An 11,624-nucleotide genomic window follows, 5' to 3' on the forward strand; every position below is an offset into this window, starting at 1 on the left:
CGGCGCCGCCCGGCGCGGGGAGCCCGGCCACCGTGGGAGAGTGGGAGCCATGCGCGCAGTGGTGATCGATGCTGTCCGGGCCCGGCCCGAGGTCCGTGACGTCGCCGAGCCCTCGGCTCCGCCGCACGGGGTGGTCGTCCAGGTGCGGGCCACGGGTCTGTGCCGCAGCGACTGGCACGCGTGGGCCGGGCACGACGAGATCGCGTGGCCCCACGTGCCCGGGCACGAGCTGGCCGGAGTGGTCGCCGCGGTGGGCGAGGGCGTGCGCCGCTGGAGGACCGGGGACCGGGTCACCGTCCCGTTCGTCTGCGGCTGCGGTCGCTGCGACTGGTGCCGGGCCGGCGACGCGCAGGTCTGCCCCGCGCAGGAGCAGCCGGGGTTCACCCACTGGGGGTCCTTCGCCGAGCACGTCGCCCTGCACGCCGCCGACACGAATCTCGTGGCCGTCCCCGAGCACGTCGACTTCGCCACCGCGGCCGGGCTGGGATGCCGGTTCGCCACGGCGTACCGGGCCCTGGCCGCGCGGGCGCGCGTGGCCGAGGGGGAGTGGGTGACCGTGCTCGGCGCCGGCGGCGTGGGGCTCAGCGCGGTGATGATCGCCCGGGCGCTGGGCGCCCGGGTGATCGCGGTCGACCGCAACCCCGAGGCGCTCGCCCGCGCCCGCGAGCTGGGCGCGGAGCACACGCTGCGCGCGGACGGGACCGACGTCCCGGAGGCCGTCGCCGACCTCACCGGCGGCGGCAGCCACGTGGCCGTCGACGCCGTGGGGAGCGAGCAGACCTGCGCCGACGCCGTCCTGAGCCTGCGCCGGCGGGGACGGCACGTCCAGATCGGCCTGCTGCCGCCGGTCGAGGGCCACCCGCGGGTCCCGATGGCGCGGGTCATCGGCTGGGAGCTCGACCTGCTCGGCAGCCACGGGATGGCGGCGGCCGACTATCCGGCCATGATGTCGCTGATCGAGCAGGGCACGCTGCAGCCCCAGAGGCTCATCGAGCGCACCATCGGGCTCGACGCCGCCGCGGCGCTGCTGCCCGTGTTCGACCGGGCGGCGCCCGCCGGCATCACCATGATCGACCCGGCGCTGTAGACGTCGTCGAGGACTTCCGCCCCGGGAGGGCGCGAGGCCGCCTGTGCCCCACCTCGCCCGGTGGGCGGTCGGACGACGGCTCGGGCCCCGGCGCGTCGTGCGCCGGGGCCCGAGCCGTCGTCCGTCGGTGGGTGCGAGGGGTCAGCCCTCGCAGTCGGTGCAGTAGCTGGTGCCGGCGCTGGTGCGGGCGAGCTGGGAGCGGTGGCGGACCAGGAAGCAGGCCCCGCAGGTGAACTCGTCGCTCTGCTCGGGGATGACGGCCACGGTGAGCTCTTCGTGCGAGAGGTCCGCCCCGGGCAGGTCGATGCCCTCGGCGGTGTCGAAGTCCTCGGCGTCGATCACCGCGGTCTGGGTGGCGGCGCTGCGCTGGACCTGGATCGCTTCCAGGGACTCGTTGGCCGGCTCGTCCTCGGGGCGGGTGCGCGGAGCGTCGTAGTCGGTGGCCATGATGTGGTGCGTCCTCCTGGGAAAGGCGTTGCTGTGCAGGGCTGCCCTGCACGGAAGGACCAAAGTGTAACCGCACCGGGTGGGGATCTGCTGGGGCCCGGGGCTCACGGCCCGGTCCGTCGCTCCGGTCCGTCGCTCCGTGGTGCTGGTGCGGCGCGTCCGGGGAGGCGATACTGAGGCCCATGGACACCGAGGGGACCGGCCGGCCCGCGCGGCTGTGGTTCGATGCCCGCGGGGACGGGCCGCCCTTCGTCCTGCTGCATCCCGGCGGCGCGGACTCCCGGGCCCTGGAGCCGCTGGCCGGGGAGCTGGCCGGCAGCTACCGGGTGCTCACCCCGGAACAGCGGGCCCACGGCCACACCCCCGACCCGGGCGGTCCGCTGTCCTACGCCGCGATGGCCGGGGACACGATCGCCTTCCTGGAGCGGGAGGTGGGGGCCCCGGTGCACCTGCTGGGCTACAGCGACGGGGCCGTGGTCGCCCTGGCCGTGGCGCTGCGGCGTCCCGACCTGGTCCGCGACCTGGTCGTCGCCGCCGGGGTCCACCACCACGGCGGATGGGCGCCGGGAGTCCTCGAGGACCAGGCCCGGGTGCCGGAGTTCATGGTCGACGCCTACGCCGAGGTCTCGCCCGACGGGCGGGAGCACTACGGGCAGGTGGTGGAGAAGCTGCGGCGGATGCACGCGACGGAACCGGCCTTCACGGACGCGGACCTGGCGGGTCTCGACCTTCCCGTGCTGGTGCTCCTCGGCGACGACGACGAGGTCCGGCTCGAGCACGCCGTGGCCATGTACCGCGCCCTGCCGCAGGCGGATCTGGCCGTGGTCCCGCACGCCTCCCACGGGGTGCTGGTCGAGAAGCCGGGGCTGTGCGCGCGGCTGATCACGGACTTCCACGCCACCGACAAGCCGGAGACCCTCGCCCCGCTCCGGCGCCGCGCGGACGCCTGACCGGAGCGTCGGGGACGGACGAGCGCACCCCGGTGGCACGGTGCGGGCGGGACCCGGACCGGAGGGCCCGGCGGGCTGCCGGGCACCGGGGTCAGGCACCGTCCCGGGAGGCCAGGACCAGCTCGGCGAGCGCGCTGAGCAGCGGCCCCTCGGCGCCCAGGGCCGGGGCCTGGCCGAGCGCCGCCACGGGGTCCTGCCGGACGGCGGCGTAGAGGCGCTCCTTGACGTCGTAGCCGATCTGGGCGTCGTTGAGCAGGTCGAAGACCCGGGGCGCCGGGTCCGGGGCCGACACCCCGCACAGGCCCGGGGAGCGGAGCACGACCTGCGCCCCGGCCGGGACGTCCGGGACCGTGACGGAGGTGCGCCGGTCCCGCCGGACGACGGACACCGGGACGTCCTCGCCGTCCACGGTGACGGTGAGGCCGGTCAGCTCCGCGGCGCCGAGGACGGTGAGGGTCCAGGTCCGCGCCGGCGGCAGGCAGCCGAGGTTGCCCCGCGCGGGGCCGAGCGAGAACTCCCCGGCCGCGACGTCGAGGGCCAGCTCGGTGCGGGCCCAGCGGGCGGGGTCCCGGCCGTCGCCGGCGTCGTCGTCCTCGTCCAGGACGGCGCCGTGGGAGGCGCCCGCCACCACCAGCACCTCGAGCTCGGCGGGGTTTCCCGGGCCCGGTGCGGCGTCGCGGTCCGCGCCGGCGAGCGGGACGATGGCGCCGGCGCGCGCCAGGACGGGCAGCTCGCCGAGGCCGCGGTGCAGCACGAGCTCGCGCCCGCCGTCGTAGACGGTGCCGGTGAACAGGTCCGTCCACGACCCCTCCGGAAGCCACACGGGCACCGCGGCGCGGGTGAGCACGGGGTCCACGGAGGCCGTCACGGGCGCGACCATCAGCTCGGGGCCGAACAGGTACTGGTGGTCGTAGCGGTAGGCCTGCTCCGCCTCCGGGTGCTCGAAGTACAGGGGCCGGACCAGCGGCACGCCGTCGACGGCCGCGGCGCGGTTGGCGGTGTGCAGGTACGGCACGAGACGGTGCCGCAGGCGCAGGCCTCGCTCCATGATCTCGGCGTAGGGGGAGCGGTAGCGCCACGGCTCCTTGGCGATGAAGTCGTTGTCGCCCGAGTGCAGGCGCAGCACCGGGGAGAACACCCCGAACTGCAGCCAGCGCGTGGCCAGCTCGTCGTCGCGGGAGCCGTGGATGTGCCCGCCGATGTCGTGGCTCCACCAGCCGAAGCCGATGTTCGCCGCCGTCGCGGTGAACCGCGGCTGGAAGGCCAGCGAGGCCCAGGAGATGACGGTGTCGCCGGAGAACCCCACGGGGTAGCGGTGGCTGCCGGGGCCCGCGTACCGGGAGAGGATCAGCGCGCGCTCGCCGCCCGAGGCGGAGTCCAGGAAGTGGTAGTGGTTGAGCACCCACAGCGGGTCCACACCGGGCAGGCGGGAGTGCTCGCCGGACTGCCAGTCGATCCACCAGAAGTCCACGCCCTCCGCCTCCAGGCCCCGGTGCAGGACCTCGAAGTAGGCGGAGAGGAACTGCCGGTCGGTGACGTCGAAGGCCACCGGCTCCTCCGTCCCGGGGTCCCGGCCCAGGGCCTCGAGCATCGCGGGATAGGGCTCCTCGAAGGAGCGCACGCCGTCGGCCGGGTGCAGGTTGAGGGTGACCCGGTAGCCGCGCTCGTGCGCCCACCCCAGGAAGCGCCGCGGGTCCGGGAAGAGCTCCCGGTTCCAGGTGTAGCCGGTCCAGCCCGAACCGTGGTGGCGTTCCACGTGCTCGTCGGTGAGGTGCCAGTCCATGTCCACCACGAGCACGGAGAAGGGCAGTCGGCGCTCCGCGAAGTCCTGGACCAGCTGCCGGTACTCGGTCTCGTCGTAGGCGTGGTAGCGGCTCCACCAGTTGCCCAGGGCGTAGCGGGGCAGCACCGGCTGCGGCCCGGACAGCGCGTAGAAAGCGCGCAGGGCCTCCTGGTGGTCGTGGCCGTAGCCGAAGAAGTAGAGGTCCACCGCGCCCTCCTCACGGGGACGCGGGACGTACCAGCCGTCCTCCGTGAGCAGCACGGACCCCGAGTCGTCGACCACCCCGAAGCCCTCCCGGGAGTTGATGCCCGGCTCGAGCGGGATGGGGCCGTCGGCCTCGTCGAGGGTGCGGGCCGTCCCGCCGAGCGTGGGCACCGGGGTGCCGTAGCGCCACACGCTGTGGTAGTTGGTCACCCCGCCGCGCACCTGCACGGACAGGCCGGAGGGGCTGAACTCCCGCTCGTCGTAGCTCAGGTGGATACGGTCGGTGAACAGCTCCAGGCCGGCCTCCGAGCGCCGGACGCGGAACGGCGGCACCGGGAACCGGCGGTGCACCGCGAAGGCCGAGGGCCGGTCCTCGAACCGGCCTCCGGGGCTGTACTCCAGACGGAGCAGCCCGTCGGTCAGCACGGTGATGCGGTAGTGCGCGCCGGCGACGACGGCGGCGGGCTCCGGGGAGCCGTGGCCGGTGGGACGGAAGCGGGGGAGGGGCATTCCCCCAGCGTAGGGCCCCGGACCCGGCCGGGTCAGCGCAGGGCGGCGCGCACCCCCGGGCGCACGGCCACGACCAGCCACGCCACGTCCACCGCGAGCTTGAGCGCGGCGGGCAGCAGCTGCAGCGGCTGCGTCCCGGCCGGCACGACGGGCACGGCGAACGACAGCACGAGACTGGCCACGGTGCTGAGCACCGCCATGGACGCGAAGACGATGCCGAGGATCCAGGCCCACTGCCGCTGCTCGCGCAGCGGGAAGAAGACCAGGGCGTACAGGCCCGCGTTGACGGCGACGCCCACCACGGCGCTCGCGAGCACGAAGCCCGTGCCCAGGAACATGCCGCCCGAGGCGGCGGCCACCTGCTCCGAGGACGTCAGGTAGCCGATGACGCTGCCCAGCACGCCGATGGCGAAGGACGCCACCGTGAGCTTCAGCAGCAGCCCGAGGTCCGGGGTCCTCGGCGGGACGGGACGGGCCCCCCACGGGCCGCCGGGGGCGCTGGACGGGCCGTACGGGTACTGGGTCATGGCGGTCGACTCCTCGCGGCGGGACGGGCCCGGTCGGGGCTCAGCACCGAACCTAGCCGCTGATCCCGCCCGCCGGACCATTCGCGACCGTGAAGACACCGGCGCGTCGCCGAACGGCGGCCTGCGATCCCCCTTCGGGGCACGGGTTCTCCCGGCGCGGGCCCACCGACCCGGTGCCGGGCGCTCCGGTGCCCGGCGACCCGGCACCGGGCCGGGCGGCCCCGGGGGCTCAGCCGCGCGGGCGCAGCGGGACGGTGGGCAGGGCGGGGGCCGGCAGCGGAGCGGGCTGTCCCTCCGGATAGGGACCGAAGCGCGGGTCGGCCGCCCCGGCCGGTGCCGGCTCGGCCCCGATCTCCGCCTGCCAGGCCGCCCGGTAGGAGGCGACCTCCTCGTGGCTGCGGCCCACGAAGTTCCACCACATCACGATCCGCTCGCCCAGGGGCTCCCCGCCGATCAGCAGCGCCCGGACGGGGAGCGACCCGGCCTCCAGGACCAGGCGCGCCCGGCCCGGGGGCAGGTAGGCCAGGTGGTCCGCCGGCACCGGGTCCCCGTCCAGGGCGAGGTCCCCGGCGTCGAGCAGCACCCCGTGCTCGAAGGCCGGGTCCACCTCCAGCTCCAGCCGGGCACCGGCGTCCAGGGCGATCTCGGCGGCCAGCAGGGGCGGGGTGTGGGTCCGCACCGGGGAGACGGACCCGGCCAGGGCGCCCAGGTACACCCGCAGCAGGCTGCCCGGACCGGGCACGGGCTCCGGCGCGTAGTGCTCGAAGGTCGGGGCCGTGTGCCGGGTCCGGTCCGGCAGCGCGTACCACAGCTGCACCCCGTGCAGGAGGCCGGTGTCGGGGGTCGAGAACTCCTGGTGGGAGATCCCGCGCCCGGCCACCATGAGGTTGACCTCGCCGGGGCGCACGATCGCGCGGTACCCGGCGGAGTCCTGGTGGGCGATCGCCCCGGTGAAGAGCAGGCTCACCGTGGCCAGGCCGGTGTGCGGGTGCCGGGCCACCCGCATCCCCCCGGACGCGGAGACCGGGTCCGGGCCGTAGTGGTCCAGGAAGCACCAGGAGCCGATCAGGCTCCGCCGGCGCTGGGGCAGGGTCCGGCGCACGGTCATCGCCCGGGGCCCGCCCAGCGGCACGTCGCGCGGCGGGAGCAGCTGCGGACCCCTACCGCCCTCGGTGCAGACGACCTCCTCGGGGCGCGCGTCCAGATTGGTCATGCCCCGCCCCCGGGCACGCTCGCCGGGGCAGGGGTGGCCGGGGCCGTCGCCGCGGCCGCCTTCGCGGGGCCTCTCGAGCGGACGGGGTGGCGGGAGAGGATCGAGATCCGGTTGAACGCGTTCATCGTCACCGCCGCCCACTGCAGCGCCGAGAACTGCTCGTCGGTGAGCGCCTCACGGGCCGCGGCGAGCTCCGCGGTGCGCGCCGGCTCCTCGGGCAGGACCGTGGCCGCCTCCCCGACGGCCAGCGCCGCGCGCTCGAGGTCCGAGTACAGGGCCTCGGCCTCCCGCCAGGAGGTCAGCACCGCGAGCTGCTGGGAGCTCACCCCGGCCTTCACGGCGTAGCGGACGTGCAGGTCCAGGCAGTAGGCGCACCCGTTGAGCTGGGAGATCCGCACGTTGACGAGTTCGAGCACCGCCCGGGAGACCCCCGCCTCCTCGGCGGCGTCGGCGACCGTGCCGGCCAGCCCGTTGAGGGCGCGCCAGGAGCCGGGATCGGACTTGTCGAGGAAGAAGCGGTCACGGGCGGTCATGGATCCTCCTCGCCGTCGGTGCGGTCCGGTGCGTCGGTCAGCGGAGCCCTGTCCTTCAGCAGACACCTCCGCCGCCGCCCCGTCAAGGGCGGGCGGCACCGCGCCGTCAACGGTGCGCGGCGGGCCGGCGGCGCGCCCCGGTGCGGCGCTCCGGTGTGCCGGTCCGGTGTCCCGGGATGCTCAGCCGGCGACCAGCGCCGCGGTGGCCGCGGCGATCGCCTGCTCCTCGTCGGTGGGCACCACCAGCACCTCGAGGGCCGAGCCGGGTGCCGAGATCCGCCGGGTCCCGCGTGCGCGGGCGGCGTTGGCGTCGTCGTCGAGCCGGACCCCCAGGGCGCCGAGCCGGTCGCAGACCCGCTTCCGGAACGGCGCGGCGTTCTCGCCGATCCCGGCGGTGAAGACCAGCGCCTGCGCCCCCTCCACGGCCACGTGGTAGCCGCCCACGTACTTCGCCAGGCGGTAGGCCGCCATCTCCAGGGCCAGCTCGGCGCGCTCGTCGCCGCGTTCGGCGGCCTCCTGGACGGCGCGCATGTCGTGGTCCCCGGCCACGGCCCGCAGCCCGGACTCCTTGTTGAGCACGGCGTCGAGCCGCTCGGGGGTCATCTCCGGGTCCCGGCGCAGCACGGCGGTGACCACGGACGGGTCCAGGTCCCCCGTGCGGGTGCCCATCACCAGCCCGGCCAGGGGCGTGTAGCCCATCGAGGTGTCGTAGGAGCGGCCGTCCCGGATCGCCGTGACCGAGGCGCCGTTGCCCAGGTGGGCGACGACGGCGCGGAACCGCTCGCGCGGGATCCCCAGGAAATCCGCCGCCTGCCCGGTCACCCAGTCGTGGGAGGTGCCGTGGAAGCCGTAGCGGCGGATCCCCCAGTGCTCGTAGAACCGCTCCGGGACCGCGTAGCGCCACACGTGCTCGGGCATGGTGCGGTGGAAGGCGGTGTCGAACACGCAGACCTGCGGCAGCTGCGGCCAGGTCTTCTGGACGGCGCGCAGGCCCAGGACCGCGGCCGGGTTGTGCAGCGGCGCCAGCGGGACGAGCCGCTCGATGTCGCGGATGATCTCCGGGGTCGCCAGCACGGGTGCCGAGAACCGCTCGCCGCCGTGCACCACGCGGTGCCCGGCGGCGTCCACGGTCCGCCCGTCCAGCTCGGTCCCGAGGCGCCCGGCGAGCAGCTCGAGGGCCTGCGTGTGGTCCTGGATCCGGGAGCTGCCGATGTTCTCGATCAGCCCGGACGTGAGCACGGTGCCGCCGTCGGCGCCCGGCTCCAGCTCCCGGACCTGGTACTTCAGCGAGGACGAGCCGCAGTTGACGACGAGCACGAGCATGGTGGGTCTCCCTGGGGCGGTCGGGAACGGGACGGTCGGGAAGCGGGCGGCGGGGCGCCGGCTCACATGTGCTGGGCCTGGATCGCGGTGATCGCCACCGTGTTGACGATGTCGTCCACGGTGCACCCCCGCGAGAGGTCGTTGACGGGCTTGCGCAGCCCCTGCAGCACCGGGCCCACGGCCACGGCGCCGGCGGACTGCTGGACGGCCTTGTAGGTGTTGTTGCCGGTGTTGAGGTCCGGGAAGACGAACACGGTCGCCCGTCCCGCCACGGCGGAGCCGGGCAGCTTGGAGGCCGCGATCGAGGCGTCCACCGCGGCGTCGTACTGGATGGGACCCTCCACCTCCAGCTCGGGGTCCGCCGCGCGCACGATCTCGGTGGCCGCCCGGACCTTGTCGACGTCCTGGCCGGAGCCGGAGCCTCCGGTGGAGTAGGACAGCATCGCCACCCGGGGCTCCACGCCGAACTGGCGGGCGGTGCGGGCGGAGGCGAGCGCGATGTCCGCGAGCTGCTGGGCGTCGGGGTTCGGGTTGACCGCGCAGTCGCCGTAGACCAGCACGCGGTCCTCGAGGAGCATGAAGAACACGGAGGAGACGATCCGCACGCCCTCGGAGGTCTTCACGAACTCCAGGGCGGGGCGGATCGTGTTGGCCGTGGTGTGCGCGGCGCCGGAGACCATGCCGTCCACGTCCCCCATCTGCACCATCATGGTGCCGAAGTAGGAGCCGTCGAGCATCCGCTCCAGGGCCGCGTCCTGCTGCACGCCCTTGTGGGCGCGCAGCCGCACGTACTCGCCGGCGTACTTCTCGCGCAGCGCCTCGTCGTGCTCGAAGTCGACGAGCGTGAGCCCCTCGTCGTCGAAGTCGAGGTTGATGCCCTCCGTCTGGCACAGCCCGGCGATCTTCGCGGGGTCGCCGAGGACCGTGAGGTCGCAGAAGTTGCGGCGGTGGATCATCTCGGCGGCGCGCAGGATGCGGGGGTCCTCGCCCTCCGGCAGCACGATGTTCTTCCGCTGCGTGCGCGCCGCCTCGACCAGTTCGTGCAGGAAGCGCAGCGGCGTGCGCCGCAGCGGGCGCGGCAGGTCCAGGCGGCTGACCAGCTCCTCGTCGTCCACGCGCCGGGCCCACTCGCCCAGCGCGGCCGCGACCTTGCGCGGATGGGCCCCCGAGAGCGTGCCGCGGGAGCGGGAGACCGCGCGGGCGGCGCTGTAGGTGTCCAGCCCCGTGGTGAGCACGGGGAACGGCGCCGCGGCGGTGAGCTCCTGGATCCGCCCCTCGGTGCCGAAGCCGCCGGTCAGCAGCATCCCCGAGGGGACCGGCAGGGCCGGGGAGAGGGCGGAGGCCAGGGACGCGACGACGATGTCGGAGCGGTCCCCCGGGGTGATGACGAAATCGCCGTCGGCGAGCTGCTCGAGGTAGTGGGCCACCGTCATCGCGGCGATCTTCACGCCCTTGACGTCGCGGTCCAGGGAGACGTCCGAGGGCCCGTCCCCGAAGCCGTGCCGGTCCCGCAGCTCGGCCACGGTGGGCGCGGCCACCGCGGCGTTCTCGGCGATCACGTAGACGGGCAGCCCGCGCACGCCCCGGGAGGCGTTGGCGCTCAGCCGCTCGACCCACTCGGGCCGGGCCCGGTTGACGATGACGGCGAAGATGTCGCACCGGGCCTGGTGCAGCTCCGCGCGGGTGACCTCGATCGCGTTGAGCACGTCCTCGGGGGACTCGGACTCGTCCGCGCCGATCACGGCCAGCACCGAGGTGCCCAGGTTGTTGGCCATCCGGGCGTTCATGTCGAACTCGGCGGTGGCCGCGTTGTGCGCCAGCAGGTCGGTGCCGTCCACCACGATCACGTCGCAGTGCCGGGCCATCTCGCCGTAGACGCTCACGGCCATCGAGTCGAGCTCGTCGTGGTCCCCGGCCGCGAGCAGCTCCCGGGTCCGGGCCAGCGAGAGCCCACCGCGGCACCGTTCGTCGGGGAGGTCGAAGTTGCGCTTCATGAGCTGGACCATGGGGTCCTCCGCCGGGCTCCGCCCCAGGTGGACGGGGCGGAAGTAGCCCAGGCGGTCGGTCCTGCGGAACAGCGAGTCGGCCAGCCCGAGGGCCACGAGCGACTTGCCGGACTGCGGCGTCATGGCACTGACGTAGATGCCTTGGGTCATGGTCTGGGCGTCCTCCGGTGGGCGGGCTCGGAACTGACGTGCTCGCCCCAGTCTAGGGTCCGCCCGTTCCGGGGGCCGGGCCGCGGCGCTCGCCGCCCGGCCGGGCAGGCTCAGGCCAGGGAGAGGAACATCTTCTCCAGCTCGGCCTTGTCCAGGCTGGGGTCCTCCTGGCGCAGGCACTGCTCCAGGCCGGTCGCGATGATGCTGAAGCCGGCCTTGTCCAGGGCGCGGGAGACCGCGGAGAGCTGGGTCACCACGTCCTTGCAGTCGCGGCTCTCCTCGAGCATGCGGATGACGGCGGTGAGCTGGCCCTGCGCCCGCTTGAGGCGGTTGATGGTCGGGGTGAGGTCCTGGGGATCGAGTTGCACGGGGCGCTCCTGGGGGACGAGGGAGGGTCCCGGCCATTCTATACCCCCCGGGGGATCCGGCATACCCTTTGGGGTATCTTCCGCGACGGGTCCCCGCCGCCCCGGGCCGGACCGCCCCGGGGCGGCGGTGCCGTCGTCGTCGTGGCGCGGGGTTCTCCCCGGGCGTGCCGGGTGGGAGACTGGGGGCATGCTGGTTGCCTTCTCCGTCTCCCCGTCCGGTGGCTCCGACGCCACCGGCTCCGTGCACGACGCCGTCGCCGCCGCCGTCCGGGTGGTCCGCGACTCCGGACTGCCGCACGAGACCGACGCCATGTTCACCACGATCGAGGGCGAGTGGGACGAGGTCATGGACGTCGTCAAGCGCGCCACCGAGGCCGTCGGCGCCTACGGGCCCCGGGTGTCCCTCGTGCTCAAGGCCGACATCCGCCCCGGTCGCACCGGCGAGCTGACCGGCAAGGTGGAGCGGCTCGAGGCCGCGATCCGGCGGCAGGCGATCGAGTCCTGACCCGCGCCACCACGGCCG

Annotated in this window: 11 protein-coding genes; 3 read left to right on the plus strand and 8 right to left on the minus strand. The window is 74.8% G+C overall.

Annotation, left to right across the window (positions count from 1 at the left end; translation table 11 throughout):
- Positions 1–49 precede the first annotated feature (49 nt).
- On the plus strand, positions 50–1,087 hold the full coding sequence (locus tag PU704_RS00985; protein WP_277549756.1) for a zinc-dependent alcohol dehydrogenase family protein: 1,038 nt from the start codon (positions 50–52) through the stop codon (positions 1,085–1,087).
- 141 nt (positions 1,088–1,228) lie between these two features.
- Here PU704_RS00985 and PU704_RS00990 read toward each other — a convergent pair whose 3' ends face one another.
- Complete coding sequence (locus tag PU704_RS00990) at positions 1,229–1,534, minus strand: DUF4193 domain-containing protein (RefSeq protein ID WP_035929432.1); 306 nt, start codon at positions 1,532–1,534, stop codon at positions 1,229–1,231.
- 182 nt (positions 1,535–1,716) lie between these two features.
- Between PU704_RS00990 and PU704_RS00995 the strand changes: the two genes are divergently transcribed.
- Positions 1,717–2,484, plus strand: a complete 768-nt coding sequence (locus tag PU704_RS00995) for an alpha/beta fold hydrolase (protein WP_277549757.1) — start codon at positions 1,717–1,719, stop codon at positions 2,482–2,484.
- A 91-nt stretch (positions 2,485–2,575) separates the two neighbouring features.
- Here the strand turns inward: PU704_RS00995 and PU704_RS01000 are convergent, their stop codons facing one another.
- The 7 genes from PU704_RS01000 to PU704_RS01030 form a co-directional block, all read right to left on the minus strand.
- Entirely contained in the window at positions 2,576–4,981 is a 2,406-nt protein-coding gene (locus PU704_RS01000) for a glycoside hydrolase family 31 protein (protein WP_277549758.1), read from the minus strand.
- Between the two features lie 32 nt (positions 4,982–5,013).
- Positions 5,014–5,508: a hypothetical protein gene (locus PU704_RS01005; RefSeq protein WP_277549759.1), complete on the minus strand. Its 495-nt coding sequence runs from the start codon at positions 5,506–5,508 to the stop codon at positions 5,014–5,016.
- A gap of 229 nt (positions 5,509–5,737) precedes the next feature.
- Positions 5,738–6,721, minus strand: coding sequence for a pirin family protein (locus PU704_RS01010; protein ID WP_277549760.1), 984 nt, complete (start codon positions 6,719–6,721; stop codon positions 5,738–5,740).
- On the minus strand, positions 6,718–7,254 hold the full coding sequence (locus PU704_RS01015; protein ID WP_277549761.1) for a carboxymuconolactone decarboxylase family protein: 537 nt from the start codon (positions 7,252–7,254) through the stop codon (positions 6,718–6,720). Before PU704_RS01015 ends, PU704_RS01010 begins: the two co-directional genes overlap by 4 nt.
- Positions 7,255–7,434: 180 nt before the next feature.
- A complete protein-coding gene (locus PU704_RS01020) occupies positions 7,435–8,577 on the minus strand; it encodes an acetate/propionate family kinase (protein ID WP_277549762.1) in 1,143 nt (380 codons plus the stop codon).
- 62 nt (positions 8,578–8,639) lie between these two features.
- Complete coding sequence (gene pta / locus PU704_RS01025) at positions 8,640–10,733, minus strand: phosphate acetyltransferase (protein ID WP_277549763.1); 2,094 nt, start codon at positions 10,731–10,733, stop codon at positions 8,640–8,642.
- Positions 10,734–10,843: 110 nt separating this feature from the next.
- Entirely contained in the window at positions 10,844–11,101 is a 258-nt protein-coding gene (locus PU704_RS01030) for a metal-sensitive transcriptional regulator (RefSeq protein ID WP_047802863.1), read from the minus strand.
- Between the two features lie 187 nt (positions 11,102–11,288).
- Here PU704_RS01030 and PU704_RS01035 point away from each other — a divergent pair, with 187 nt between their 5' ends.
- Positions 11,289–11,606: a thiamine-binding protein gene (locus tag PU704_RS01035; protein WP_047802862.1), complete on the plus strand. Its 318-nt coding sequence runs from the start codon at positions 11,289–11,291 to the stop codon at positions 11,604–11,606.
- Positions 11,607–11,624: the final 18 nt, after the last annotated feature.

Source organism: Kocuria oceani, assembly GCF_029524215.1.
Classification (GTDB): Bacteria; Actinomycetota; Actinomycetes; order Actinomycetales; family Micrococcaceae; genus Kocuria; species Kocuria oceani.

Bases quoted from the DNA above. Each gene is read 5' to 3' on its own strand.
- PU704_RS01035 (WP_047802862.1), top strand. From the start codon at position 11,289: ATGCTGGTTGCCTTCTCCGTCTCCCCGTCCGGTGGCTCCGACGCCACC.
- PU704_RS01020 (WP_277549762.1), bottom strand. From the start codon at position 8,577: ATGCTCGTGCTCGTCGTCAACTGCGGCTCGTCCTCGCTGAAGTACCAG.
- PU704_RS01010 (WP_277549760.1), bottom strand. From the start codon at position 6,721: ATGACCAATCTGGACGCGCGCCCCGAGGAGGTCGTCTGCACCGAGGGC.
- PU704_RS01015 (WP_277549761.1), bottom strand. From the start codon at position 7,254: ATGACCGCCCGTGACCGCTTCTTCCTCGACAAGTCCGATCCCGGCTCC.
- PU704_RS00985 (WP_277549756.1), top strand. From the start codon at position 50: ATGCGCGCAGTGGTGATCGATGCTGTCCGGGCCCGGCCCGAGGTCCGT.
- PU704_RS01000 (WP_277549758.1), bottom strand. From the start codon at position 4,981: ATGCCCCTCCCCCGCTTCCGTCCCACCGGCCACGGCTCCCCGGAGCCC.
- PU704_RS01005 (WP_277549759.1), bottom strand. From the start codon at position 5,508: ATGACCCAGTACCCGTACGGCCCGTCCAGCGCCCCCGGCGGCCCGTGG.
- PU704_RS00995 (WP_277549757.1), top strand. From the start codon at position 1,717: ATGGACACCGAGGGGACCGGCCGGCCCGCGCGGCTGTGGTTCGATGCC.
- pta (WP_277549763.1), bottom strand. From the start codon at position 10,733: ATGACCCAAGGCATCTACGTCAGTGCCATGACGCCGCAGTCCGGCAAG.
- PU704_RS00990 (WP_035929432.1), bottom strand. From the start codon at position 1,534: ATGGCCACCGACTACGACGCTCCGCGCACCCGCCCCGAGGACGAGCCG.